The organism is Serratia sp. 4542 (genome assembly GCF_016805595.1).
GTDB classification, from domain to species: Bacteria; Pseudomonadota; Gammaproteobacteria; order Enterobacterales; family Enterobacteriaceae; genus Serratia; species Serratia nevei.
Genome location: NZ_RXKV01000011.1, coordinates 308426 through 334802, shown reverse-complemented (window position 1 = coordinate 334802; position 26377 = coordinate 308426). Strand labels below are relative to the sequence as shown.

At 61.9% G+C, this 26377-nt stretch carries 25 protein-coding genes; 11 read left to right on the top strand and 14 right to left on the bottom strand.

Annotated features, from left to right (window positions below):
• The first annotated feature begins 79 nt into the window (after positions 1 to 79).
• On the top strand, positions 80 to 1084 hold the full coding sequence (locus tag EKL15_RS18720; RefSeq protein WP_043147707.1) for a LacI family DNA-binding transcriptional regulator: 1005 nt from the start codon (positions 80 to 82) through the stop codon (positions 1082 to 1084).
• Between the two features lie 6 nt (positions 1085 to 1090).
• Here the strand turns inward: EKL15_RS18720 and araD are convergent, their stop codons facing one another.
• The 8 genes from araD to EKL15_RS18680 all read right to left on the bottom strand — a co-directional run bounded on the left by araD (position 1091) and on the right by EKL15_RS18680 (position 10019).
• Positions 1091 to 1783 (bottom strand): L-ribulose-5-phosphate 4-epimerase, encoded by a 693-nt coding sequence (gene araD, locus EKL15_RS18715; RefSeq protein WP_238423732.1) that lies wholly within the window; start codon positions 1781 to 1783, stop codon positions 1091 to 1093.
• Entirely contained in the window at positions 1777 to 2646 is an 870-nt protein-coding gene (locus EKL15_RS18710; protein ID WP_203090202.1) for an L-ribulose-5-phosphate 3-epimerase, read from the bottom strand. Before EKL15_RS18710 ends, araD begins: the two co-directional genes overlap by 7 nt.
• Positions 2633 to 4120, bottom strand: coding sequence for an FGGY-family carbohydrate kinase (locus EKL15_RS18705; RefSeq protein ID WP_203090199.1), 1488 nt, complete (start codon positions 4118 to 4120; stop codon positions 2633 to 2635). Before EKL15_RS18705 ends, EKL15_RS18710 begins: the two co-directional genes overlap by 14 nt.
• Positions 4121 to 4128: 8 nt before the next feature.
• Entirely contained in the window at positions 4129 to 5118 is a 990-nt protein-coding gene (locus tag EKL15_RS18700; RefSeq protein WP_038877882.1) for an ABC transporter permease, read from the bottom strand.
• On the bottom strand, positions 5115 to 6605 hold the full coding sequence (locus EKL15_RS18695) for a sugar ABC transporter ATP-binding protein (protein ID WP_033655112.1): 1491 nt from the start codon (positions 6603 to 6605) through the stop codon (positions 5115 to 5117). The genes EKL15_RS18700 and EKL15_RS18695 overlap by 4 nt, the downstream gene beginning before the upstream one ends.
• 54 nt (positions 6606 to 6659) lie before the next feature.
• Complete coding sequence (locus EKL15_RS18690) at positions 6660 to 7577, bottom strand: ABC transporter substrate-binding protein (protein ID WP_060420268.1); 918 nt, start codon at positions 7575 to 7577, stop codon at positions 6660 to 6662.
• A gap of 135 nt (positions 7578 to 7712) precedes the next feature.
• Positions 7713 to 8780 (bottom strand): alcohol dehydrogenase catalytic domain-containing protein, encoded by a 1068-nt coding sequence (locus EKL15_RS18685; protein ID WP_060420265.1) that lies wholly within the window; start codon positions 8778 to 8780, stop codon positions 7713 to 7715.
• A gap of 285 nt (positions 8781 to 9065) precedes the next feature.
• The gene (locus EKL15_RS18680) at positions 9066 to 10019 is read right to left on the bottom strand and encodes a LysR family transcriptional regulator (RefSeq protein ID WP_060420262.1); all 954 of its coding nucleotides are present in this window, start codon (positions 10017 to 10019) and stop codon (positions 9066 to 9068) included.
• Between the two features lie 139 nt (positions 10020 to 10158).
• Here EKL15_RS18680 and EKL15_RS18675 point away from each other — a divergent pair, with 139 nt between their 5' ends.
• The gene (locus EKL15_RS18675) at positions 10159 to 11340 is read left to right on the top strand and encodes a M20 aminoacylase family protein (protein ID WP_203090196.1); all 1182 of its coding nucleotides are present in this window, start codon (positions 10159 to 10161) and stop codon (positions 11338 to 11340) included.
• Positions 11341 to 11362: 22 nt separating this feature from the next.
• The gene (locus EKL15_RS18670) at positions 11363 to 12151 is read left to right on the top strand and encodes an ABC transporter substrate-binding protein (RefSeq protein ID WP_197848041.1); all 789 of its coding nucleotides are present in this window, start codon (positions 11363 to 11365) and stop codon (positions 12149 to 12151) included.
• A 158-nt stretch (positions 12152 to 12309) separates the two neighbouring features.
• Here the strand turns inward: EKL15_RS18670 and tmaR are convergent, their stop codons facing one another.
• The 3 genes from tmaR to EKL15_RS18655 all read right to left on the bottom strand — a co-directional run bounded on the left by tmaR (position 12310) and on the right by EKL15_RS18655 (position 14717).
• Positions 12310 to 12627: a PTS system regulator TmaR gene (gene tmaR, locus EKL15_RS18665; RefSeq protein ID WP_004935612.1), complete on the bottom strand. Its 318-nt coding sequence runs from the start codon at positions 12625 to 12627 to the stop codon at positions 12310 to 12312.
• Positions 12628 to 12787: 160 nt separating this feature from the next.
• Positions 12788 to 13855, bottom strand: a complete 1068-nt coding sequence (locus EKL15_RS18660; RefSeq protein ID WP_102984372.1) for an FUSC family protein — start codon at positions 13853 to 13855, stop codon at positions 12788 to 12790.
• A 94-nt stretch (positions 13856 to 13949) separates the two neighbouring features.
• A complete protein-coding gene (locus EKL15_RS18655) occupies positions 13950 to 14717 on the bottom strand; it encodes an N-acetylmuramoyl-L-alanine amidase (protein ID WP_102984371.1) in 768 nt (255 codons plus the stop codon).
• Between the two features lie 176 nt (positions 14718 to 14893).
• On the opposite strand from EKL15_RS18655, the gene EKL15_RS18650 reads away from it, so the two are divergent.
• Positions 14894 to 15640, top strand: a complete 747-nt coding sequence (locus EKL15_RS18650; RefSeq protein WP_019453597.1) for a helix-turn-helix transcriptional regulator — start codon at positions 14894 to 14896, stop codon at positions 15638 to 15640.
• A 34-nt stretch (positions 15641 to 15674) separates the two neighbouring features.
• Here EKL15_RS18650 and EKL15_RS18645 read toward each other — a convergent pair whose 3' ends face one another.
• Entirely contained in the window at positions 15675 to 16784 is a 1110-nt protein-coding gene (locus EKL15_RS18645; RefSeq protein ID WP_049200545.1) for an SDR family oxidoreductase, read from the bottom strand.
• Between the two features lie 258 nt (positions 16785 to 17042).
• On the opposite strand from EKL15_RS18645, the gene EKL15_RS18640 reads away from it, so the two are divergent.
• From EKL15_RS18640 to sbcB, 3 genes are all read left to right on the top strand, one after another.
• Entirely contained in the window at positions 17043 to 17249 is a 207-nt protein-coding gene (locus EKL15_RS18640; RefSeq protein ID WP_038877873.1) for a hypothetical protein, read from the top strand.
• A gap of 54 nt (positions 17250 to 17303) precedes the next feature.
• Positions 17304 to 17492, top strand: coding sequence for a DNA polymerase III subunit theta (locus tag EKL15_RS18635; protein ID WP_049200522.1), 189 nt, complete (start codon positions 17304 to 17306; stop codon positions 17490 to 17492).
• A 90-nt stretch (positions 17493 to 17582) separates the two neighbouring features.
• Positions 17583 to 19010 (top strand): exodeoxyribonuclease I, encoded by a 1428-nt coding sequence (gene sbcB, locus EKL15_RS18630; protein WP_033635248.1) that lies wholly within the window; start codon positions 17583 to 17585, stop codon positions 19008 to 19010.
• Between the two features lie 232 nt (positions 19011 to 19242).
• Here sbcB and EKL15_RS18625 read toward each other — a convergent pair whose 3' ends face one another.
• Positions 19243 to 20610 carry an APC family permease gene (locus EKL15_RS18625; protein ID WP_038877871.1) on the bottom strand — a complete coding sequence of 456 codons (1368 nt, stop codon included), beginning with the start codon at positions 20608 to 20610 and terminating at the stop codon, positions 19243 to 19245.
• A 534-nt stretch (positions 20611 to 21144) separates the two neighbouring features.
• Positions 21145 to 22563: a glutamine synthetase family protein gene (locus EKL15_RS18620; protein WP_060439436.1), complete on the bottom strand. Its 1419-nt coding sequence runs from the start codon at positions 22561 to 22563 to the stop codon at positions 21145 to 21147.
• Between EKL15_RS18620 and EKL15_RS18615 the strand changes: the two genes are divergently transcribed.
• The 4 genes from EKL15_RS18615 to EKL15_RS18600 all read left to right on the top strand — a co-directional run bounded on the left by EKL15_RS18615 (position 22477) and on the right by EKL15_RS18600 (position 26176).
• Positions 22477 to 22761, top strand: a complete 285-nt coding sequence (locus EKL15_RS18615; protein ID WP_162215439.1) for a hypothetical protein — start codon at positions 22477 to 22479, stop codon at positions 22759 to 22761. The genes EKL15_RS18620 and EKL15_RS18615 overlap by 87 nt on opposite strands.
• Positions 22762 to 22958: 197 nt before the next feature.
• Complete coding sequence (puuR, locus tag EKL15_RS18610; protein WP_038877865.1) at positions 22959 to 23516, top strand: HTH-type transcriptional regulator PuuR; 558 nt, start codon at positions 22959 to 22961, stop codon at positions 23514 to 23516.
• Positions 23517 to 23672: 156 nt separating this feature from the next.
• Positions 23673 to 25184, top strand: coding sequence for a sugar ABC transporter ATP-binding protein (locus EKL15_RS18605; RefSeq protein WP_159318260.1), 1512 nt, complete (start codon positions 23673 to 23675; stop codon positions 25182 to 25184).
• On the top strand, positions 25181 to 26176 hold the full coding sequence (locus EKL15_RS18600; RefSeq protein ID WP_033648150.1) for an ABC transporter permease: 996 nt from the start codon (positions 25181 to 25183) through the stop codon (positions 26174 to 26176). Before EKL15_RS18605 ends, EKL15_RS18600 begins: the two co-directional genes overlap by 4 nt.
• Positions 26177 to 26377: the final 201 nt, after the last annotated feature.

Genomic DNA, 26377 nt, shown 5'->3' with positions numbered 1-26377 from the left:
CACTTCCTCCCCCCCTAGCACCGCCCCCGCCCTTTCCCTACAATAAGGGATCTGTTGAGGCATAACGCAAGGAAAGACGGTGTCGAAAGCCAATCCCAATGCCACTATCGTGGATATCGCCCGCCGCGCCAGGGTGACCAATATCACCGTTTCCCGCGCCTTCAATAAGCCCGAGCTGGTCAAGCCGGAAACCCGCGAGCGCATTCACGCCATCGCCAAAGAGCTGAACTATGTGCCCAACGCGTTCGCGCAGGGGCTGAAAAGCAGCAGCAGCCAGATTATCGGCATCGTCACCAGCAGCATGTACAACCCGTTCTATTCCGGCCTGATCAAGACCGTGTCGCGCATTGCGCGCCAGCAGGGCTACCAGATCATGCTGTTCGACACCGACGGCAGCGAAGAGGCGGAAATGCGCGCCATTCAGGCGCTGTTCGGCTACAAGGCGCGCGGCATCCTGCTGTCGGCGGTGCGCGACGACAAGCGCTACCGCCCCGCCTATCTCGAGCTGGCCGAGGTGTACGGCGTGCCACTGATCCTGATCGACCGCGATCTTTACGATCAGCAGCTGAGCGGCGTGTTCCTCGATAACCGCGAGATTGGCGTTTTGGCCGGCCGTTATCTGGCGGAGCAGCCGGAGCAGAAGCTTTTGATCATCGGCGGCCCGGCGGATTCGGAGATCACCTTAACGCGCACCGCCGGCATCGTCGCGGCGCTGCAGGGCAGCGGGCGTGAGATTCATATCATCAACGGCGACTACGATTTCACCTCGCAAGAGAGCGAGGTGCGCGCCTATCTGGCGCAGCCGGAGAACCGCCCGGATTACATCATCGGCCTGAACGGCATCATCACGCTGGGCGCCATCGCCATCTGCCACGAGATGGGGCTTTATGAGCAGGTGAAGTTCTTTTCGATAGACGAGCCGCCGCGCGCCGGCGCTTACGGCCTGCATATTCCGGGGGTGTATCACGATACGCAAAAACTGGGGGAGATCGCCGCGGAGCTGCTGTTCAGCGCCATTAACAGCCCGCGCGGCGAGTTGCCGGTGCGCAGGGAATTCTTCACCGGCTCGCTGTTGAATCGCTGACGGGCGCTATTGCCCGTAGTAGGCGTGTTTGCCGTGCTTGCGCAGGAAATGTTTGTCCAATAGCTCCGGCTGCATCGGGGCGATGGCCGGCGCCAGCTGGCGCGTCGCCATCGCCATGATCGCCACCTCTTCCAGCACCACCGCGTTGTGCACCGCGTCCGCCGCATCCTTGCCCCAGGCAAACGGGCCGTGGGAATAGACCAGCACTCCCGGCACCTGCTGCGGATCGCGCCCCGCCTGATTGAAGGTTTCGATAATCACCTTGCCGGTTTCCCCCTCGTAGTCGCCGGCGATCTCCGCCTCGCTCATCGGCCGGGTGCAGGGAATGTCGCCGTAAAAGTAGTCGGCGTGGGTGGTGCCCAGCGCCGGGATCGGCTGCCCGGCCTGCGCCCAGATGGTGGCGTTGCGGCTGTGGGTGTGCACCACGCCGCCGATATCGGCGAAGGCGCGGTACAGCGCCAGGTGGGTGGCGGTGTCGGACGAGGGTTTGCGGTGCCCTTGGCGCACCTTGCCCTCCAGATCCACCACCACCAAATCCTCCAGCGTCATCGCCTCGTAGGCGATGCCCGAAGGCTTGATCACCACCAGCCCGCGCTCGCGGTCGATCGCCGAGACGTTGCCCCAGGTAAAGGTCACCAGCCCGTATGCCGGCAGGCTGAGGTTGGCGGCCAGCACCTGCCGCTTGAGTTCGTTCAGCATGCGATGCCTCCCTCATTCATCTGTTGTTCGATCCAGGCCTTGGCCTGGGCGATACGTTGCTTATCCTGCCCGTCTTCGCGCGCCCACATCTCCAGCAGATAGGGGCCGCGATAGCCGAGCGCATTGAGCACGGAAAAAGCGTGAGCAAAATCCACGCAGCCCTCGCCGAACGGCACGTCGCGGAACTGCCCGGCGCTGCCCGGCCCCACCGCCACGGTGTCTTTGAGGTGTACGGCGGTGATGCTGCCGATGCCCAGCGCCAGCTCGGCGGCGACGTCGTTGCCCCAGGCGCTGAGGTTGCCGAGATCGGGATACACCGTGAACCACGGGCTGTTGACGTGGCGGGCGATGTCGCGCCATTTGCTGATGCTGTTGATGAACGGCGTGTCCATCACCTCCACCGACAGCATCACCTGCGCCCTGGCGGCCTGCGCCGCCGCCCACTGCATGCCCTCGATAAAGCGCTCGCGGCTGTGGCGATCGGCGGGTTCGTAATAGACGTCGTAACCCGCCAGCTGGATGTTGCGGATGCCGAGATCCGTCGCCAATTCCAGCGCCTTGCTCATCAGCCCCCGCGCCCGCTCGCGGGTGGCGGCGTCATGGCTACCGAACGGATCGCGCCGGTGCGCCGACAGGCACAGGCTCGGCACCGTCACCCCGCTGTCGAGCCGCGCCTGGATAAACGCCAGCCGCTGGCGGCGATCCCAGTCCAGCCGCTGCTGGCGCGCCGGCTGTTCGTCGATCGACATCTCCACGAACTCAAAGCCCAGCTCGGCGGCGGTGGCCAGCCGCTGCGGCCAGCTCAGTTCAGCGGGCAGCGCCTTTTCATACAGCCCCAGACAGGCGGCGTTAGTCGTTTGCATCAGTCACCTCACTCAAAGCCTGAGCGACCGCCAGATAGCGCGCCTGCTGGGCGCGCAGGCGCCGGTGGGCGGCGGTCGCGGGATAATAACAACGCAGCTTGGGCGGCGCGGCGGCGATCGCTTCGGCGAACCCGGCGTACTCCCCGGCGCCGACGGCGGCACACAGGGCGGCGGCGCGGCAGCCGCTTTGGCGCGTTTCCACCACCTCAAGCGGCAGGTTGCCGGCGTCGGCGTACATCTGCATCCAGACCTCGGACTGCGTCGGCCCGCCGGTCATGCGCACCCGCTCGATGCGCGGGTTCAGCTGCACCATGCGCTCCTGGTGGATCAGGTGCGAGAACACGATGCCCTGGTAGATCGCCTGCACCACGTCCGCCATCTCGTGGTGGGCGCTCAGGCCGATCAGCCCGCCCGGCGTGTTGCCACCGAGGTTGGAACCGTACAGATAAGGCAGGAACAGCAGCCCGCTGGGCTGCTCGCGGCGCTCGGCCACCCAGGCGTTGAACTGGGCATAGCGCTGCCGGTCGTCGGCGCAGAACTGGCGCAGGAACCAGGCCAAATTGCCGGCCGAGGTCGGGCTGCCTTCGTGCACGAAATAGCGGCCGTCGATGCAGTAGCGCCCCCAGGCGTAGGGGTAATCGGCGGGCATGATGCGCTCGGTCACGCAGGTGGCGATCGACCAGGTGCCCGCCACCGCGCTGAGCGTGCGATCGTCGGCCACGCCGGAGCTGAGCGCTGCGCCCACCACGTCGAACAGGCCGCCGTACACCGCGGTGCCTGCGCGCAGGCCGCATTGCGCCGCCGCCGTGGCCGTCACCCGCCCGGCCAGCTGCGCCGAGCCGATCACCGGCGCGGTTTTCTCCTGCGCCTCTTCGATGCCGAAGGCCGCCATCAGCGCCGGATCGTAAACGCCGCTGTGCTGGTTAAACAGGTTGCTGCCGGAGATGTTGGTCACCTCGGCCGCCGCCTCGCCGGTGAGGCGAAAGCGCAGGTAGTCGTGCGCCATCAGGATGCGATCGACGGCGGCGTACTGCGCCGGTTGCTGCTGCTTCAGCCAGCGCAGCAGCAGCGCCGGGTGGCTGGGCCACAGCGGCTGCAGGCTGCGCGGGTAGGTCTGCGCGTCCACCCCGGCGCGGCGCAGCTCAGCCGCCGTGGCCGCCGCGCGGTTGTCCGAAGAGAGGATGCCGTTGCCGACCGGTTTGCCGTGGCGATCGATGGCGTACAGCCCTTTGCCGTGCGCCGAGAAGCTGACCCCGCGCACCTGCCCGGCCTCCAGCCCCGCCGCGTGCAGCGTCTGGCGGATCGCCGCGCAAACGTCATCCCACAGCGCGTCCATATTGCGTTCGCTGAAGCCCGGCTGGGCGGCAATCGCCGCGCCGTCGCGCTCGGCGATTGCCAGCTCTTCGCCGCTTGCCCGGTACAGCCCGGCCTTGATCACCGTGCCGCCGACGTCTATGCCAAGAAAGACTGCCATCGCGCCCCCTATTTGCGCCGCACGGAGCTGAGGTAGATGGCGGCCAGGATGATGCCGCCCTTCACCACGTTCTGGATATATGGCGACACGTTCATCAGATTGAGGCCGTTGTTGAGCACCCCGAGCATCATCGCCCCCACCAGCGTGCCGACGATGGCGCCGCGCCCGCCGGAGATCGCCGCCCCGCCCAGCACCACCGCGGCGATGGCGTCCAGCTCGAAGCCTTCGCCGGCGTTGGGCTGCCCGCTCATCAGGCGCGAGGTCAGCACCAGCCCGGCCAACGCGGCGGTCAGGCCGCTAATCACGTACACCAGCATCTTGTAGCGCGGCACGCGGATGCCGCTCAGGCGCGCCGCCTCTTCGTTGCCGCCCATCGCATAGACGTAGCGGCCGAACGGCAGCTGATTGAGCATCAGCCAGGCCAGCACATACACGCCGAGCATGATCAGGATCGGCACCTGGATGCCCAGCACCGTGCCGCGGCCGAAGAACGAGAAGACGTCGGGCAGGCCGGAGATTGGGTAGCCGCCGGTATAGAGCAGCGCCAGGCCGCGGGCGATGCCCATCGACGCCAGGGTGACGATGATCGGCGGCATGCGCAGATAGGCGATGCAGGCGCCGTTGGCCAGGCCGAACAGCGCGCCGACCGCCAGCGCCGCTACCATCGCCAGCGGAATGGGCACCGCCGCCAGCATCAGCCCGGCGGCGACCGAACCGGCCAGCGCCATCACCGGCCCCACCGAGAGATCGATGCCGCCGGTCAGGATGGCGCAGGTCATGCCCACCGCGATGATGGCGTTGATCGACACCTGGCGCGCCACGTTGGTCAGGTTGTTGACGCTGAGGAAGCTGTCGTTCAGCAGGCTCATCAATACGAACAGGACAGCGAAGCCGATAAACGGCAAGACCGCCGGATGATGCAGCAGTTTTTCCCAGCGCTTGCCGAGGCTGGGGCCGGCGGCGCGGCGCGCCACGGCGGGTTGTTCAATTCCGATCATAAGGCACTCCCGGTCGCGTGAAGCATAATGTGGTTGGATTCGATGTCGTCGCCGGTCAGCTCGGCGACGATGTGGCCGCCGCGAAACACCAGCACGCGGTCACACACGCCGATGATCTCCGGCAGTTCGGAGGAAATCATGATGATGGAGATGCCCTGCTGGGTCAGTTGCTGCATCAGCTGGTAGATCTCGGCCTTGGCGCCCACGTCGATGCCGCGCGTCGGCTCGTCGAAGATCAGGATGTTGCAGTCGTTGTTGAGCCAGCGGGCGATCACCACCTTCTGCTGGTTGCCGCCGCTCAGGGTGCTGACGGCGGTCTCGGCGTCCGGGGTTTTCACCCCCACGGCGCGGATCAGCCGCTGCACCACGTCGCGATCCTTACGGGCGCTGACGAAGATCTTGCCGCGCCGGTGGTGCCGGTTGAGGGTGATGTTCTGCGCCACCGAGAACGGCAGCACCAGGCCCTCGGTTTTGCGGCTCTCCGGCAGCAGGCCGATCCCCTGTGCCAGCGCCTGCGCCGGGGAGCGCAGCGCCGCCGGTTGGCCGCCGAGGCTGACGCGTTTGCGGTGGCAGCGGCTGGCGCCGATCAGCGCCGAGACGGTCTCGGTGCGCCCGGAGCCCACCAGCCCGGCGAAGCCGAGGATCTCGCCCTTGTGCAGGTGGAAGCGGTCGGTCGCGCCGTGCTTCTCGCGCTGGATCTCCGCTTCCAGCAGCACCGTGGCGGTATCGACCGGGTGCTGTTTCACCGGGAAGGCGTTCTCGATTTTGCGCCCAACCATCAGCCGCACCAGCTCTTCCACGTTGGTGTCGCCGGTAGCCAGCGTTTCGATGTAGGCGCCGTCGCGCAGCACGGTAATGCGATCGCAGATGGTGAAGATCTCGTCCAGGTGGTGCGAGATAAACACCATGCCCACGCCCAGTAGCCGCAGATCGTTCATCACGCTGAACAGGTGCTCGGCCTCGCCCGGCGTCAGCGTGGCAGTCGGTTCGTCCAGCACCAGCACCCGCGCCTCCAGCGACAGCGCCTTGGCGATCTCAACGAACTGCTGCTGCGCTACGCTCAGCTGCTCCACCGGGCAATCGAGATCGATAGCCACCGTCAGCCGCTTGAAGATCGCCTCGGCCTTGCGCCGCATCGCCCGGCGATCCAGCAGGCCCCAGCGGTTCCTGATCTCCCGGTTGAGGAAGATGTTGTCGATGGCGCTCATATAGGGAATCAACGAGAATTCCTGAAAAATAATGCCGACCCCGGCCTCGATCGCCTGACGATAGTTGTTAAAGCGGCGCTGCTCGCCGTCGATAAAAATATCGCCCTCGTCAGGCTGATAGATGCCGCACATGATTTTCACCAGCGTCGATTTGCCGGCGCCGTTTTCGCCCAACAGGGCGTGCACTTCGCCGCGCTGAATGGCCAGATCGATGCCGTCCAGCGCCTTCACGCCGGGAAAGCTTTTCTTTATTCGCTTCAGTTCCAGTAAAGGTGTCACCGCATTACCCTCCGCGCCGAACGCCCCGCCGCAGCGGGGCGAACCCGGCCGCTGTTACCAGCTAAAGCCGGCCGCATTGCTGCGGTCGATCAGCTTCACTTTGACCGGCACGGTTTTCGGCACCGTGGCGCCCCAGTAGCGGGCCAGCGCAATGCCGAGCGCGATGCGCAGCTGGTCGCGCGGGAACTGCGCCGAGGTGGCGATGAACGGCGAGTTCGGCTTGAGGATCTCTTTGATGGCTTCCGGCTGACCGTCGACGCTCACCAGCTTGACCTTGGCGCCGTTGCTTTCGATCGCCGCCAGGGCGCCGAGCGCGCCGACGTCGTTGACGCTGAAGATGCCCGCCAGATCCGGCGCCGACTGCAGCATGTTTTCGGTCACGGTCAGCGCGGTGTCGCGCTCCTGCTTGCCGTTTTGCTTGGTGACGATCTTGATGTCGGGGTATTTCTTCATCGCCGCTTCAAAGCCGCGCACGCGCTCCAGGATCGGCACCACCGGGATGCCGTCGAGGATCGCCACCTTGCCTTTGCCGCCCAGCGCTTTCGCCAGGTACTCGCCCGCCTGGAAGCCGGCGTCGTAGTTTTCCGAGCCGACGAACGAATCCAGCGGCCCTTCCGCCTGGGCGTCGATCGCCACCACCACCGCGCCGGCCTTATGGGCGGAGATCACCGCCGACTGCACCCCCACCGAATCGGTCGGGTTGATCAGCAGGATATTCACCTTCTTCTGCAGCATGTCTTCCACGTCGCCGATCTGTTTGGCGACGTCATGGCGCGCATCGGCCACGTACACCTTGGCGCCGATATCCGCCGCCGCCTGATCCAGCGCCTGCTTCATGGTGACGAAGTAGTCGTTGTTCATTTCCTGGAACGACATACCGATAGTGATTTGCTTGGCCAGCGCCCCATGGCTGGCCGCCAACATTCCACCGGCGACGATAAAAGGCAGGGTCTTTTTGAATAATGAAAACATAGCCAATTCTCCTGTAGGGAAGCTTCTTGTTGTGGTTATCAGAGCAACAGCATGTCTTTACGTTTGGCCGACCGGCCGGCCCCTCATTGCGAGCGGGCCGGCGGTCGTGACTGCAACAGCGGTACAGCGGGAGGGTCAGGGAACCAGGATCACCTTGATGGAGTCGGTCGAGTCCGCCAGGGCGAAGGCTTCGTCCCAGTCGTTCAATGAATAGCTGTGGGTAATCACGCCATTGGAAGTCACCAGCCCGCGCTCGAACAGATCGATGGCGATTTCGTAGCTGTAGGGCGCCAGGTGCGCGCCGCGGATGTCCAGCTCTTTGCGATCGCCGATGATGGACCAGTCGACGGTGGTTTCCTTGCCGAACACGCTGAACTCCACGAAGCGGCCCAGCTTTCGGATCATCTGCAGCCCCTGGGTGACGCCGATCGGCGCGCCGGTGGCCTCGATGTAAACGTCGCAGCCGTAGCCGCCGGTCAGCGATTTGACGATCTGGTCGGCGTCTTCCTTCAGCGGGTTGATCACCACGTCGGCGCCAAATTCTTTCGCCAGCGCCAGCCGCTCGTCGATGGCGTCGATCACGATCAGTTTCTTCGGCGTCTTCAGGCGCGCCACCTGCACCATGCACAGCCCGAGCGGCCCGGCGCCGGCCAGCACCACCACGTCGTCCAGCTGGATGTCGCCGCGCGCCACGGTGTGGATGGCGCAGGCCATCGGTTCAATCAATACCGCGTCTTCATGGCTCAGGCTTTCCGGGATCTTGTGCACGATGGCGTTCTCGGAAAAGCGCATGTACTCCGCCATGCCGCCCTCCGCCACGTCTTTTTGAAAGCCGTAAATGTTATGCGTCTCACACATCCAGTAGCTGCCGGATTTGCAGTAGCGGCACTCCCAGCACGGCACGATCTGCTCGGCGATCACCCGCTCGCCGAGCCGATATTTGCCTTCCGCGCCCTCGCCCAGCGCGGCGATGCGGCCGTAGAACTCGTGGCCCGGCACCACCGGAGGTTTAACCCACGGGTTCTCCCCCCAAAACATCTGTGCGCCGTTCTTGCACTTGCAGTCGCCGGCGCAGATGCCGCAGCCTTCCACCTTGATCACCAGCTCGCGCGCCTTCGGCAGCGGCGTGGGCACCTGTTCGAAACGATAGTCCTGCGGGCCGTGGCAAACGACCGCACGCATTTTTTCCGGCAACTGGCTCATCTCTTCCTCCAATACACTCGTTAAACGCTTGAATTTTCTTAATGTTGACGTTGTCATTTTTATCCAACAAAAAACAACAAACGTTATAAAGTGATAAATTTCAATTGATTAATCATCAAACACCCAGGAAAACTCAAAATGACAACGTGAACATAGAGCGACATATAACCAAAGCTGCAAAAATAATTATTTGAGCAAAATCACATATCGTTAACATTGCGGCTAAAAATGCTACAAATGCGGATCGCGATCCCATTTACGGGATCGGCGATCCAGGGGGATCCGCTAAATCAGCAGGCGCACGCGATCGTAGATCTGGCGATCTTCCGGCCGCGACGATCGCGCCTGCTGGCGCAGGGTGCGCACCAGCGTGTCGATAAACGCATGGGCGGCGGCGCTCAGAATGCTGTTACGCCGGGTGACGATATTCAGCTGCGCCGGCTGGCAGCTCTCCCGCAGCGCCAGCGGCTGCACGCGGGAGGCGAACTGCGGCAGCGCGACGATCGGCCGCGGGCACCAGGTGCACATCTCGGCGGACTCCACCAGCGCCTGCAGCATGCCGAACGAATGCGCCTGGATAATGCGCTGGCGCGGCAGGCGCGCGCCGTGGCGGTGAAACACCTCGTCGAGCAGCGCATCGAAACTTTCCGGGGTATAGCTCATCACCCAATCCTGCTCCAGCAGCTGATGCAGCGAGGTACTGTGCGCCAGCGGGTGGCCGCGCCGCACCATGTACGCCGTTTCATACTCCAGCAGCGGCTCGCAGTGGAACTCCTGCGGCGCCGACGACGCCGGCAGCGGCGTAATGGCAAAGTCCATCGTGCCCTCGCGCAGCTGCGACTGGGCGTTGGCCATCAGGCTTTCCGACAGTTCCAGCCGCACCGCCGGCACCTTGCTGCGAAACGCCATCACCGCCGGCGGCAGCACCGTCAGCATCAACCAGGGGGTGATCGCCGCCTTGACCAGATCCGCCGCCCGCCCGCGCAGCGCCGCCATTTCTCCCTGCGCCTGCTCCAGCTGATTCAACACCAGCCGGGCGTGCGCCAGCAGGGTTTTGCCGTAGGGGGTAAAGCCCAGCCCGGTCGGGGTGCGGATCAGCAGCGGCAGCGCCTGTTCCTGCTCCAGTTCGCGCAGCGCGCGGGTCACCGCCGCCTGCGACAGCCCCAGATGCCGCGCCGCCGCGCGAATGCTGCCGCTGTCGGCGCTGGCCACCAGCGCCTGCAGTTGGTGCAGTTTCATGTTCACCTCCTGACAATCATTGGTTGTCAGCATAACCGAACGGCGGCTACCCGGCAAAAACGGAGTTTGCTAGTCTCGATGCCTATCCCTCTGCCCCGTTCCGTGCCCGTTGGTCGGGACTCTTTTGCCGGAGACCGTGATGAACCCTTCACTCGTACTGCCTGAGATCGCCGCCGTTCATGATGAGATGGTCGCGCTTCGCCGCCACATTCACGCCCACCCGGAGCTGGGCTTTCAGGAGTTCGCCACCTCGGATCTGGTGGCGCAGCGGTTGGCGGAATGGGGTTACCGCGTCACGCGTGGCGTAGGACAAACCGGCGTTGTCGCCACACTGCAGCGCGGGCCAGGAAAATCGCTCGGCATCCGCGCCGACATGGACGCCCTGCCGATTGCCGAAACGACCGGTTTGCCGCACGCCAGCACCCATTCCGGGGTGATGCACGCCTGCGGCCACGACGGGCACACCGCCATGCTGCTGGCGGCGGCGCGCTATCTGGCGCGGCAGCCGAACTTCAGCGGCACGCTGCACCTGATCTTTCAGCCGGCGGAAGAAGGCGGCGGCGGCGCCAAAGTGATGATTGAAGACGGCCTGTTTGAGCGCTTCCCCTGCGACGCGGTGTTCGCCATGCACAACGTGCCCGGCTTCCCCACCGGCCACCTGGGCTTCGCCAGCGGCTCCTTCATGTGCTCGGCCGATACGGTACACATTACCCTGCACGGCCACGGCGGCCACGGCGCGGTGCCGCAGAGCACCGTCGATCCGGTGGTGGCCTGCGCGGCCATCGTCATGAGCCTGCAAACCATCGTGGCGCGCAATATCGATCCGCAGGAAACGGCGATCGTCACCGTGGGGGCGATGCAGGCCGGCCAGGCCGCCAACGTGATCCCGGCGACCGCCACTCTGACGCTCAGCGTGCGCGCGCTGACGGCGGCGGTGCGTGAGCGGCTGGAGCAGCGCATCACCGAGCTGGTCACGGCGCAGGCCGCCAGCTTCGGCGCCCGCGCGGAGATCGACTATCAGCACGGCTACCCGGTGCTGGTGAACCATCCGGCAGAAACCGAGCTGGCGCGCGCGGTGGCGCTGGAATGGGCCGGAGAGAGCCAGGTTATCCCCACGCTGCGGCCGTTCACCGCCAGCGAAGATTTCGCCTTTATGCTGGAGAAGTGCCCGGGCAGCTACATCTCGATCGGCAACGGCCCCACCACGCCGGGCAATTCTCTGCACAACCCCGGTTATGACTTCAACGACGACAGTCTGTCGCTGGGTGCCACCTACTGGGTCAAATTGGTCGAGCGCTTTTTGGCTCGCCCTGCGGTTTAATCGCCAACGCTGAGGAAATGACATGAAAACCATCAAAGGGCTGTTGTTGTTGCTGCCGCTGGCCGCGAGCTTTCCCGCGCTGAGCGGTGAATTCAGCGGCAAAGTGATCAAGCTGGGCATCGATCCCACCTTTCCACCGCTGGAATATAAAACCCCGCAGGGCAAGCTGACCGGCTTCGGCGTCGATATCGCCCAGGCGCTGTGCGACCAGATGCAGGCCAAATGCGTGTGGGTAGAAAGCAGCTGGGACGGCATGATCCCCGGCCTGCAGGCGAAGAAGTTCGACGCCATCGCCTCGTCGATGACCATCACGCCGCAGCGCCGGCAGCAGATCGCCTTCTCCAGCAAAGTCTCGAACGCCCCGGCGCGGCTGGTGGCGCATAAGGGCAGCAACCTGCAGCCTACCGTCGCCGCCCTGAAGGGCAAATCGGTCGGCGTGCAGCAAGGCTCCAGCCAGGAGGCCTACGCCAACGCGCTGTGGCGCCCGGCCGGCGTCAACGTGGTGGCTTACCAAAGCCAACAGGAAGTGAACGAAGACCTGGCCAACGGCCGGCTGGATGCGTCGCTGCTGGCCAGCGTCAGCGCCAGCGAGTTCTTCAAAACGCCCGGCGGCAAAGATTTCGCCTTTATCGGCGCCGAGCTGACCGACAGCAAATACTTCGGCGTCGGCGACGGCATCGGGGTGCGCAAAGACGATACCGCGCTGCTGAACGCCTTCAACGGCGCGCTGCAGGCGATCCGCGCCAACGGCACGTACAAGAAAATCAACGACAGGTATTTCGACTTCGACATGTACGGCGCGGAGCAGTAACCAGCGTTCCCCGGCGGTCACCTGCAGATCCTGCAGGACGGGGAGGCGCCTTCGGCCGCCGGGGAACGCCCCAACGGAAACGGCAGTGTCGGCAAGAACGGAAAATCAGGCGGGATAAGGATGCGGGCCAGGCAGGACGCCCGGCCCGCTAAAGCGGGTTACTTCACTTCGCCCATCGCTTTCAGCTTTTTGGACAGCTCGCGGCGTTCTTTGGACAGATCGGCATTTTTGATGATGTAGTCATCAACGCGATCTTCGTAGTCGCTGCGCATATTGGCGATGATGCCCTGAATGTCTTCAATGCTCATGCCGGGCTTGATGTACTCACTCAGGTTGTCGAGCAGCAGCACGCGCTTCTGGTTATCACGAATTTTCTTTTCGTTGTCGACGATCTCGCGTTGCAGTTTGTTTTTGCGGCGGAACATACGCACAAACTCCAGCACGTCCTGGAAACTCGGCTTATTTGCATTATCCATCTTTATACCCTTGCTTTAGTAATACACAGATTCATTTGCTTACGGCCACATGGCACCAAGATACAGGTTTGTGGCGGTCCGGCACAACAGTGATTGCCTTATCTTACCCACTTTGCCCCGGCGGCCAAAACCCAAAGCGCCGCCTTCATGATCTGACCCCTTATTCGCGCCCGGCGGCGGTGCAGACCTGGAGCAGATCCCCCAGCTCTTCCAGCTGCTGCGCCAGCTCCATGCTGAGCCAGACATAGCCGTAAATCGGCGCTTCGCCGTGCTGGCCGAGGCTGACCTCTTGCATCAGCGTTTTCAGCTCGCCGGCGATCTCCGCCAGCTGCCCCGCCGCCGCCTGCCGCTGCGCCTGGGGCCCTTCACGCATCAGCACCGCCAGCGATTCCAGCGAGCTCAGCGTCAGCAGCTGGGTGCTGCGCAGCGTGCGGGCGTTCAACATGATGAAGTGCGTTTCGCGCGAGGCCCAGTAGGCGTCGGCCATCAGCTCCAGCGTGCACACCAGATTGCGGCTGAGGGTTTGCACCGCCTCGAACACCGCTTTGGGGATGCGGGTTTCCTTGCTGGCGGGCACGATCAGGCTGCGCAGCCTCACCACCTGATTCAACAGATCCTTGAGCTGCGGCTCCAGCCGCGGCCGCTCAATGACGTTCGGCGAAAAATACGCGCCGTAGAGGCGGGCGGCGGTTTGCAGGCAGTCCGCCATCTGCATACGCCACAGAATATAGGCGCGCTGTGGGTAGATGCTGGTGAACAACAGCGCCAGCAGCGAGCCGAAGATCACGTCGCCGCTGCGCCACAGCGCGGTATGCATGTCGCCGGCGCCCGCGCCGCACACCACCGCCAGCGTGATCCCCACCAGCAGCGCCATATACGGCCGTTTGCCCAGCGTCAGGTAACCGCAGACGAACATCACCACACCGCACCAGACCAGCATCAGCGGCAGCGAATAGAGTTCCAGATACAGGGCGATCAGGCCGGACGCGGCGCCGAACACCGTGCCGGCAATGCGTTGCAGCGCCCGCTGCAGCACGTTGCCCCAAAACGAGATCGGCCCCATCACCACCACCAGGGTGATCAGCGGCCAGGTGCCTTCGGGCACCGCCAGCAAGCGGATCAGCAGAAAGGTCAGGATAAACGCCAGCCCGATGCGCACGCCGTGGACGATGCGATAGTGGCGGTAGGTCAGCAATTCAAGGGAAGAGATTTTTCGATCGAGGCGCACGATGCCTCCGATAAAGACCAGCCAGGCCGCTATTTTAGCGGAGGAAGCCCGGCAAGGAAAAGGCGAATGAGGCGTCCCCCATTCGCGGTCAGGCTCAGGCGGCGTACTTGTCGACCAGCGCGCGCAGAACGGCGGCGGTTTCGACATCCATCACGCCGTCATACTTCTGCTGGCGGAAGTGCAGCTGGAACGCCCGCACCAGCTGGCGATAGCCTTCTGCGGTATTGGCCGCCGAGGTGTCATAGCCGTATTGGGTGAACAGCTTCAGCAGCTCGGCCTGCGCCGGCAGCCCCTGACGGCAGTATTCCTGCTGGCGCTGCTGCTTGGTCGCCTCGTCATACCAGGCGCCGACGCCGGCCTGATACAGCTGCTGCCACGGGAACTGCGGGCCCGGATCGCTCTTGCGGCCCGGCGCGATGTCGGAGTGCGCCACCACGTTCACCGGCGAGATGTCCGGGTAACGCTGCAGGATGTTCTGTGCCAGCTGGGTGACCGCCTCGATCTGCTGCGGGTTAAACGGCGGGAAGGTGATGTTTTCACCGTCGCCGCTCGCCAGGTTGACGATCTCGATGCCGATCGAGGTGTCGTTGATATTGCTACGGGTACCCCACTGGCTGGTACCGGCATGCCAGGCGCGCTCGTTCTCGTCCACCAGGTTGAAAATGCGCACGCCGCTAAAGCCGGCGGCCTGATAGGTGGCCTCGGTCGGATCCGGCACCAGATAGTGCGCGCTGACCGATTTTCCGGTCAACGACTTCACCGAGTCGGCAAAGTTTTGCGCCGTGTAGTGCAGCACCAGAAAGCGCACGCGGTGGCCGAAGCTGGCGACCGATCGGTAGCTATTGTAATCAATCTTGTACATCGTAAAGTCCCTCTCTCGTTTGATTTCACTGAGCGGCCTCTCATCATGACAGGCCGCTCCGCACAGGTGAACCTTTGGTTCACCCTTTTTGTTTTAGCTAATTGCTAAATTATGCGCAAGCGTTTTTTAGCAAAACCGTTATTTACCTTTTTGCTAAAGAGTGCGATCATCGAACAATGGAAACTAAAGAAATCAGGCGCAACAATCTGCGCGAATTGATGGCCCGCTACGCCCGGCAAGGCGTCAACCAGAATGAGTTCGCCACGCTGGTTGAGTCTTCCGCGCCGACGCTGAGCCAAATCATCGGGGAAAAATCCTCCCGCAATCTTGGCGACAATCTGGCCAGGCGGATCGAGGCCAGGCTGAATTTGCCCAAGGGCTGGTTCGACGTGTTTCACGAAAAGCAGCTGGTGCGCCCGTTTGACAACGTGGCGGCGGAGTCGGACTTCCAGCCCGCCCGTTTGAAACCGGTGGTATGGGAAGATACCGAACAGGACAAGGAAGAGTTTGTGGAGATCCCGCTGCTGGATATTGATTTTTCCGCCGGCGACGGCTGCTACGAAATCGTCGATCGCGAGGAGTTTTCGCTGATCTTCCGCCGTTACTACCTGCACAAGATGGGGGTGGCGGTCAACGCCGCGCGTATTATTCGCATCTCCGGCTCCAGCATGGAGCCGCGCCTGCAGGACGGCGACGTGGTCGGCATCAACACCGACGACACGCGCATCCGGGAAGGCAAGACCTACGCCATCCGCCACGGCAATTTGCTGCGGGTGAAGGTGCTGATCGAGCAGCCGGACGGCGGCGTCATCATCCGCTCCCTCAACCGGGAAGAGTACCAGGACGAGCACCTCAGCTATCAGCAGCGCAAAGAGCAACTGGTGGTGCTCGGCCGCGTCTTCTGGTCCTCTTCGTCCTGGTAGCGGAACAACCTCGGGCGCCCGCTGCGCCCGGCGGTTATTTGAAGTCCACCACCATCTGCTGCTGGATAGACAGCCCGCGGGTCGACTGTACGCAGCCGGCGATGTAGTCGGTGAAGCGAGGCGGCTTCGGCATGCCCAGCTTGAGGATCTTCTCGTTGCTGAAACGCACGTTGAGCATGGCGAACGATCCGTACAGGCGCATCGCTTTCAGCATCAGCCGCTCGTTGCACGGGCCGAAAATGTCTTTCAGCTGGCGGCGCATTTTCACCAGCGCGTCATACGTCACCTGCGCATACTCATCGCCCACCGGCGCTTTTTCCAGCGCGGCCGCCATGGCGTTGTCAATTTCGGCAAAGCTGACGCTGCTCTCCACGCCGGCGGAGATGTGATACACGTCGTTCTCCAGCGTTTCGCTGTTCATCAGCATCACCAGCGCATCCGCGCAGTAGTCCGCCGGGATCACGTCGATATTGTCCTGCAGCGAGCACATGAATTTGCGCAGCATCAGCGCCATGCCGAACACCCAGAAAATGCTGCTGGAAGGCTGGCAGCCCAGGCGGGTGTGCCCCACCACGATCGACGGACGAGCGATGGTCAGCGGCATTTGCGGGCAGCGTTGGCGCATCAGCTGTTCGATGGTGGATTTGGAACGCGTATATTCCACCAGGTGCTCGGCGTCTTCCTCAAACTCGCCGCTCTCCGCCACCAGCGAACCCGGCTCCGGCGAACAAGACATGGCGGTACCGACGTGCAGGAAACGTTTTAATCCCGGCACCTGCGCCATTCTTTCGGCAAAGGCCAGAGTGCCTTCTACGTTTACCTTCCAAATGAGCGGGTTATTACCAAATGAAGCAACGGCTGCACAGTTAATAACGTGCGTGACATTGTTAATACGTGCGTCAGTTAAAAAGTCGGCCGGCTCGGAAAGGTCGCCCAACAATATATTTTCTATCGTAATTTTAGACAGCAGGTTCGCATCGATATTAAACTTTTCCATATTCGCGCGAATACGGGCCAGCCCTTGCTGCGCATCATCGGCGCGCACCAGTAAAAGATAATTAATAGACTGATTTTCAATCAATAATTTTTCAAGAACTGCACCACCGAGAAAGCCGGTAGCGCCGGTCAACAGCAGCGTTTTCATAATTGTCACCCACATTGGCATTGAATGTGGAAGATTGTATCTGCGGATAATTAAACAAATATTAAATAGAATTACGGCGCCCCTACTCAATTTTCTTAATATTATCTTAAGGAATCTTTTGAAACATCCATCATGGATTTCGTAACAAAAGAGTCGGGCACGCATTGCGATTAATCCCTACTGTTTAAATACCATTGATGTAGCCCCTGATTTAATTTAACGGTCAATGTTATTTCTCTTCTCGTCCGTGGAGGACTTATGACCTATAACCAAAAAGCCTGGTTGGGGGTTTTGCTGCTGTGCACCCTGTTTTGGGTGGCGGTCATCGGCGGCGCCTGTTCGCTGTATAACCGGGCGGATCGCCTCAATGCACACCAGCCGCAGAGCGAGTTCGCCGCGCGCCACAGCCTGGCCCCCTGCTCGCAGCAAGGCGCTCAGGCGTCCACCGCCCCCCGGAATGGGTAGGGACAAGACCCGCTAACGATCCTATTATGCCCTAAGGTTAACAGGGAGATAACGATGGCTCGAAAGCTGGATAGCTTACCGCAGGCACAACGCGAAAAAATAGAAACCGATTTGCTGGCCATCAGCGTGATCTACAACGAGCGCTACGGCATCGCCTCGACCCAGGCGGAAACGGAACAACAGATCCCCGACCACCTGCTCCCCTACTTTCATCAACGGCTGGATTATTATCGCCGTGCGTAATTGCGCGCATTTCGCTAACCGCCGCTTGGCATCGCTCCCCACGCCGTTACAATAGGGGCATCTTGTATCCGCCACTGAAGAGACGCGATTTTGAGCAGCAAGGCAACGGCCACATTTTATATTCACGATTACGAAACCTTCGGCAAAAGCCCGTCGCTGGATCGCCCGGCGCAGTTCGCCGGCGTGCGCACCGATATGGATTTCAACATTATCGAAGAGCCGCTGGTCATCTACTGCGCCCCGGCCGACGACTACCTGCCGGAACCCGAGGCGGTGATGATCACCGGCATCACGCCGCAGGTGGCGCGCGCCAAAGGCGTTAACGAGGCCGAGTTCACCCGCCAAATCCATCAGGCCTTCAGCGTGGCCGGCACCTGCATTCTCGGTTACAACAACATCCGCTTCGATGACGAAGTGAGCCGCAATATCTTCTATCGCAATTTCTACGATCCCTATGCCTACAGCTGGCAAAACGGCAACTCGCGCTGGGATCTGCTGGATGTGATGCGCGCCTGCTATGCCCTGCGCCCCGACGGCATCGTCTGGCCGGAAAACGAAGACGGCTTCCCCAGCTTCCGCCTCGAACACCTGACGCGCGCCAACGGCGTCGAGCACACGCAGGCTCACGACGCGATGTCGGACGTTTACGCCACCATCGCGATGGCCAAACTGGTCAAGCAGGCGCAGCCCCGGCTGTTCGATTTCCTGCTGCAGCACCGCAACAAGCACAAGCTGAACGCCCTGATCGACGTCGCCGAAATGACGCCGCTGGTGCATGTCTCCGGTATGTTCGGCGCAGCGCGCGGCAACACCAGCTGGGTGTCGCCGTTGGCCTGGCACCCGGACAACAAGAACGCGGTGATCATGTGCGATCTCGCCGGCGATATGACGCCGCTGCTGACGCTGAGCGCCGAGCAGCTGCGTGAACGCCTGTATACCCGCCGCGACGACCTGGCGCCGGATCAGGCGCCGGTGCCGATCAAGCTGGTGCACATCAACAAATGCCCGGTGCTGGCGCCGGCCAAAACCCTGCTGCCGGAGAACGCCGAGCGGCTGGGCATCGATCGCCAGGCCTGCCTGCAGAACCTGCAGCTGCTGAAACAGCACCCGGAAGTGCGCGAGAAAGTGGTGGCGCTGTTCGCCGAAGCCGAGCCGTTCAAAGGCTCCGACGACGTCGACGCCCGGTTGTACGACGGTTTCTTCAGCGACGCCGACAAGGCGGCAATGAGGATTATTCAGCAGACCAAGCCGCAAAACCTGCCGGCGTTGGATCTGGCCTTCAGCGACGGCCGCATGAAAGAGCTGCTGTTCCGCTTCCGCGCGCGCAACTACCCGAATACGCTGGACGATGCCGAGCAGCGCCGCTGGCTGCAGCACCGCCAGGAAGCGTTGAGCGCGGAGCGCGTGCAGAGTTACCTGCTGCAGCTCGAATCGCTGTATAACCTGCACGAAGGCGACAAAGAGAAAACCGCCCTGCTGAAAGCGCTGTTCGATTACGGCAAAGAGTTGGTAGGGTAAAACCCGCTGCAAGCAGAAAAGGAAAAGGCCGCGAATGCGGCCTTGAGGTTTTGACAAACCTGATGGCGTTGCCGGGCTTACCGTCGGCAACCGGTCAAAATAAGGAAAATCAATTCATTGATTTTCGGCTGATAACCACAAGAGAGGAAAAACCCCGTTTTTTCCTCTCTTGTCAGCACAATAAAAAGGCCGCGAATGCGGCCTTTTTGATGGCAGAGGAGACGGCTCGCGCTTAGGCGGCGTCTTCGCTCGCTTGCGGCACCGGCAAACGGAAGCTGCGGGTGACGAAGGCCAGGTAGATCAGGCCGATAGCCGCCCAGACCAGGCCCAGCGTCATCGAGCTGGCTTCCAGGTTGACCCACAGCGCGCCGACGGTCAGTGCGCCCATCACCGGCAGGATCAGGTAGTTGAACGTGTCCTTCACGGTGCGGTTCATCTTGTCGCGGATATAGAACTGCGAGATCACCGACAGGTTGACGAAGGTGAAGGCCACCAGCGCACCGAAGTTGATCAGCGCGGTCGCGGTCACCAGGTCAAACGATACCGCGGACAGCGCGATGGCGCCCACCAGCAGCACGTTCAGCGCCGGGGTACGCCACTTCGGATGCACATAGCCGAAGAAGCGAGTCGGGAACACGCCGTCGCGGCCCATCACGTACATCAGACGCGAAACGCCCGCATGTGCCGCCATGCCAGACGCCAATACCGTCACGCAGGAGAACACCAGGATCACCGACTGGAAGAACTTGCCCGCCACGTACAGCATGATTTCAGGCTGCGACGCGTCAGGATCCTTGAAGCGCGAGATGTCCGGGAAGTACAGCTGCACGAAGTAAGACACCACGATAAAGATAATGCCGCCGATCAGCGCCGTCAGGAAGATGGCTTTCGGGATCACTTTCTCTGCGTCTTTGGTCTCTTCAGACAGCGAGCTGATGCCGTCGAAGCCCAGGAACGAGAAGCACAGGATGGTCGCGCCGGTAATCATCGGCACCACGTGGGCGTTATCGGACCAGAACGGACGGCTGCTGACCAGCGTACCGGCGCCTTCGCCATGGTAAATGCCGTTGATCACCAGGCCGAGGAACACGATCATGATCGCCACCTGCACCACCACGATGATGGAGTTCAGGTTAGCCACCAGCTTGATGCCGCGCAGGTTGAAAATCGTCATCAAGCCGACCAGCACCGCCACGAAGATCCAGGACGGGACGCCCGGGAAAATCGCTTCCAGGTAAATCTTGGCCAGCAAGATGTTGATCATCGGCATGAACAGGTAGTCCAGCAGCGATGACCAGCCCACCATAAAGCCGACGTGCGGGCTGATGGCTTTCTGGGCGTAAGTGTAGGCAGAACCGGCGGAAGGGAACTTCTTCACCAGCTTGCCGTAGCTCAGGGCGGTAAACAGGATCGCCAGCAGAGCGAAGGCGTACGCAGTCGCGACGTGACCATCGGTCAGGCCGGATACGATGCCGAAGGTATCGAAGATGGTCATTGGCTGCAGATAAGCCAGGCCCATCATCACTACCGGAACCAAAGTCAGGGTTTTGCGCAGCTGGGTGCGCTGAGCCGGAGCGGCGTTGAGGGTATTATCGGACATTGTTCAGCCCCCCCTTACCTTGAGCCTTGCGGATGGCGGACACGCCAAGACTTAAGGTTGCGGGGAAACTTCGCAACGAGCGACTTAATTCTAAAAGAAGGGGATTGTAAGCTGGATAACGGGTCGAGGAAACCTCGGCTGCTCCATAGTCGCTGCGGCCACAGCGGAAACCGGCGGGCACCGGTGCTAAAGTGAAAAATTGCCCCATCTTTCTAATCCTCATGAGTCACGACCATAAAGTTTTGTTTGATCGTGCACGAAACTATTTATCTATCCGGATCGGTGTCCGGCCTCGCTTGGTGTATGAAACGCTACGTTGGTAAAACTTAATGCAAAAAAAATAACCGACGCGTTAAAACGTCGGCTATCTGCATTTGAGATATTTTGCACCAGAATGCCTCCGGATGACAAGATCCGGAAGCCCTCAAATACAAATTCTTTTTGTCGATCGAACGGAAAACCAGCCCGGCAGGCGAATTAATCCGCTACCAGCAGGCCGGTCGCCCGCACATACCTCTTACTTTATACGCCCATTCAGGCATTTTTCAACATCCAGTCGATCTCGGTTTCCGTCACCCGCCGTTCAAACTGCAGCAGTTCGTCCGTCTTGCAGGCGTGATAAACCTGGGTAAAACGCTCGCCCAGATAATGGGTCAGCGCGTGCTGGTGTTCGAACTCGTACAATGCGTCGCTCTGGCGGATCGGCAACGGCAGCCCCTCCTGCTCCAGGCCGTTGCCGGTCACCGGCTCTGGCAGCGGCAGCGCGTTGTCCAGCCCGTACAGCATGCCGGCCAGGATCGCCGCCATCACCAGATAGGGATTGGCGTCGGCACCGGCCACGCGGTACTCCACCCGGTGGTTCTCCGGTTCGCCGCAGGGAATGCGCAGCGCCACGGTGCGGTTGTTGTGGCCCCAGGCGGCCTGGATCGGCACATACATCCCCGGCTGGAAGCGCCGGAAGGCGTTGACGTTCGGCGCCAGCAGCGCCATCGACGCCGGCATCAGGGTGATCATCCCGGCCAGCGCCTGTTTCAATAGCGGTGAATCCTCGCCTTCGGCGTCGGCGAACAGGTTGTTGCCCGCCCCGTCCTGCATACTGACATGCACGTGCATGCCGCTGCCGGCGTAATCCTCATAGGGTTTGGCCATAAAGGTGGCGTGCATGTCGTGGTTCTCGGCCACCAGCCGCACCAGCCGCTTCAGCGCCAGCGCGTGGTCGCAGGCCAGCAAGATATCGTCGGTATGACGCAGGTTGACCTCGAACTGCCCCGGCGACGCCTCCGCCACTGCGCCGTCCGCCGGCAGCCCCTGCAGCTTCGCCAGCGCGTCGATGTCGTTCAGCACCTCGGCGAAATGGTTCAGGTTATCGACGGAATACACCTGGCTTTGGGTGTTGCGCTCCTGGGTACCGGGCGCGCACGGCGGCTGCAGATCGCCCTCCGCGTCGCGCTGCCGATCGATGAGATAAAACTCCAGCTCTACCGCTGCCACCGGGAACAAGCCGCGCTGCCGCAGCGCCTGCCACACGCGGTTCAGCACATTGCGGGGTTCAACGTCAAAGGGAGTGCCATCTTCATCCAGCATGGTCAGCAGCACCTGGCCGATATGCTCCGGATCGGCGGCCGACGGCGTCAGCGAGCCGGGCACCGGCAGGCATACGCGGTCCGGTTCGCCGAGCTCCTGCCCAAGACCGGTTTCCTCCACCACGTTGCCGAGAATGTCCATGGCGAACACCGACGCGGGGAAATAGCTGCCTTTTTCCAGTTTTTTCAACCCTGATACGGGTATGCGTTTGCCGCGGAAGGAACCATTGAGATCGGTGAGAAGGATATCGACATACTGCGTGGCGGGATGGCGTTCCAAATAATGAGCAACCTCATTTTGGAACGCGCTACTTCGCCTCTCTTCATGATGCTGTGCAAAATGTTCAACTGCTGCGCTATTGGTTTGCATACGTCACCCGCCATTATGCTCTTAAGGCGCGTTGGCGCCCGTCCGCCGTTCGATTCAACACATGATTGGATTTCTCGCCAGGCCGCGCCGCTGCTGGGCGCTCAAAATAACATCCACAATATGAAACATAGCCTTAACAGAATAGGTTTGCAAATGTTACAATCCTGTTTGATTATTCGCCACCGGCTGCTAAATTGATAAAATATTGACCGAAAAGGCCTTGCCGTTCTTTTTACGTCAACTATTTCGTCCAACGCACCGAGAGTGAACATGGGCAATATATTTTCCAAACCTGCCCTAACTACCGATATCATGCAGCATCGTTATCGCCCAGACAGGCGCCCGATAGCGATATTCATGTCTGCCTGTCGCCCCTACCAGAAGGAAGTACCGCTATGAGCGAAGCCAGCTTGGCACCGGGCAAACGCCTGTCGCAAATCCGTCAGCAATTGGGTTTGTCGCAGCGCCGGGTCGCCGAACTGTCCGGGTTAACCCACAGTGCGATCAGCACCATCGAACAGGACAAAGTCAGCCCGGCCATCAGCACGCTGCAAAAGCTGCTGAAGGTGTATGGGCTGTCGCTGTCCGAATTCTTTGCCGAACCGGAAGCCGCCGACGAACCGCGCGTGGTGATCGACGCCGAGGACCTGATTGAGATCGGCAGCCAGGGGGTATCGATGAAGCTGGTGCACAACGGCAGCCCGACGCGCAACCTGGCGATGATGCTGGAAACCTACCAGCCCGGCACCACCACCGGCGAAAAGATCAAGCACCAGGGCGAAGAGATCGGCACCCTGCTGGAAGGCGAGATCGTGCTGACCATCAACGGCCAGAGCTACTGCCTGACCGCCGGCCAGAGTTACGCCATCAACACCGGCATCCCGCACAGCTTCAGCAATACCTCGGCGCGCATCTGCCGCATCGTCAGCGCACACACCCCCACCACCTTCTGACGCTTCTCGCACCGGCGCAGCCTGACGCGGGTTGCGCCCCTGCCCGCCAACGCGTTTTTCACCGCCGTTATACCATTTTGTTGGTTGCCAACGGCGCAATCTGTGTTACAACAGAGCAGAACAGCCATCTAAACATCTAAACGGCCTTATTGCTCTATGCCAACCGCAACGCCTTCACGCCTCGAGATGCGCAATATCTCGATCGCCTTCGCCGGCTTCAACGCGCTGCAGGACGTGGACTTCACGCTGCAGGGCGGTTCAATCCACGCGCTGGTCGGCGCCAACGGCGCGGGCAAGTCGACGCTGATGGCGATCCTCTCCGGCGCCCACGATCATTATCGCGGCGAGATCCTGATCGACGGCCAGGCGGTGGCGATCCACTCCCCGCTGCAGGCGCGCCGCCACGGTATTCACGTGGTGCAGCAAGAGGTCGACGTCGCGCTGATCCCCACGCTGTCGGTGGCGGAAAACATCATGCTGGACTGGCTGAACGAGCCGGGCCACTGGCTGAACTGGGCGGAGCTGCACCGCCGCGCCGCGCAGTTGCTGCAGCAATGGGCGCTGCCGCTCAACCCGCGCAGGCGGCTGGCGGACTGCACGCTGGCGGAAAAACAGCAGGTACTGCTGGCGCGTGCGCTGTCGCACCGCTGCCGTTTTCTGGTGCTCGACGAACCGACCGCGCCGCTCGATCGCGCCGAGAGCGAGCGCCTGTTTAACGTGGTGCGCCGCCTGCAATCCGAAGGCATCGGCATCGTGTTTATTTCCCACCGCATCCACGAACTGAGTGACATTTGCGATCGGCTGACGGTGCTGCGCGACGGCCGGCGCGTCAGTGAAGACCCCATGCGCGGGCTGAGCGGCGAGCAGATCGTCGAGAAGATGCTCGGCCATCGGCTGGACGACATTTTCCCGCCGCCGCGCCCACCGCACGCCGAGCGCACGCTGCTGCAGGTGCAAGGCTTGCGCGATCGCCACAAGCTGCGCGACGTTTCGCTGCGGCTGCATGAGGGCGAAATTCTCGGCATCGCCGGGCTGGCCGGAGCCGGCAAAACCGAGCTGTGCAAAGCGCTGTTCGGCGCCAGCGCCGTGCAGCTCGAGCGCGGCGAACTGCGCGGGCAACCCTGGGCGCCACGCGCGCCGCACCTCTCGGTCGAACAAGGATTGGCGCTGGTGCCGGAAGAGCGCCGCAAAGAAGGCATCTTCATCGATGAGGCGATCCCGATGAACCTGAGCGTCAGCGCCGACGACAGCTTCTCACGCTGGAGCCTGTTCAGCCGGCGGCAAGAGCTGCGCTGGGCGCGCGAGATCATGCAGCGCCTGAACATTCGCGCCTCGGGCCCGCAACAGCGGCTGGCGCGCCTGTCCGGCGGCAATCAACAAAAAGTGGCGATCGGCAAATGGCTGCGCGGCAACGCCGAGGTGCTGATCTTCGATGAACCGACCAAGGGCGTGGACATCAAGGCCAAGCAAGAGCTGTTTGGCCTGATCGACGGCCTGGCGCGCGCCGGCAAAGGCGTGATTTACGCCTCCGGCGAGTTCGCCGAGCTGGTTGGCCTGTGCGATCGCATCTGCGTGCTGTGGGACGGCCGCATCGTGGCGGAGTTGAACGCCGCCGACATCGACGAAGAAACCTTATTGCTCTATTCCACCGGAGGAACCCCTGCGTGAGTAAAGAATTAGCCCTGCGGCCTGCGCTGCCCTGGCGCCAACAGCTGTTCGATTTCCTCTACAAATGGGGCATGTTGCTGACCGTGGCGGCGCTGATCGCCCTGTTCGGCCTGGCGTCGGACAACTTTCTCGATGCCAACAACATCATCAATATCCTGCGTTCGATCGCCATCGTGACGGTGATCGCCATCGGCGTCTCTATCTCGCTGTCGGTCGGCGGTTTCGATCTGTCGGTCGGCTCAACCGCCTCGTTGGCCAACGCGCTGGTGATTTCGCTGTTCGTCTGGCACGGATTCGGCACCACCGGCGCCATCGTGGTAACGCTGCTGCTGTGCACGCTGGTCGGCCTGTTCAACGCCCTGCTGATCGTGGTGTTCAGAATTCCCGATATGCTGGCGACGCTGGCCAGCCTGTTCGTGATCCAGGGCGTGGCGATGACCTACAGCTACGGCGGATCCATCACCCAAAACATGGTGCTGCCGAATGGTGACATGGCGGAAGGCCTGATCCCGGAGGTGTTTTCCGCCCTCGGCCAGGTGCCGGTGATCGTGCTGATCATGCTGGCGGTCACCGTCGCGGTGCAGCTGTTCCTGTCGTTGACCAAGCATGGCCGCCGCATGTATGCCATCGGCGGCAACCCCGAAGCGGCACGTCTGTCGGGCATCCGCACCGTGCGTTACAGGGTTGCCGCTTACGTCATTTCCTCTTGGCTGGCGGCGCTTGGCGGCATCTTGCTGGCGTCACGTATCGGCTCTTCGCAGGTCAACGCCGGCGGCGGTTATCTGATGGACGCGGTGGCGGCGGCCTATATCGGCTTCTCGCTGGCCGGGGCCGGTAAACCCAATGCGCTCGGCACCCTGATCGGCGCGGTGATCCTCGGCGTGCTGCAAAACGGCCTGGTGATGCTGTCGGTGCCCTACTACGCCATGGACATTATCAAAGGCCTGGTGCTGGCGTTGGCGCTGGCCATCACCTACATCCAGAAGCGCTGATCCTCCCCGGCGCACGCCCGCTGCGCCGCTTTTCCCTTTAATTCATCCGGTTACCCTTTCCCGTCAGCAGAACAAGCATACAAATGATATGAATTATCATTAGCGTTTACATTCAGTAAAAAATCCTTACAATACCCTCACGCAACGCTGACGAAGCGAAGTATTTCTCAGCGAACGATGAATAATTTCATTAGAAATTCA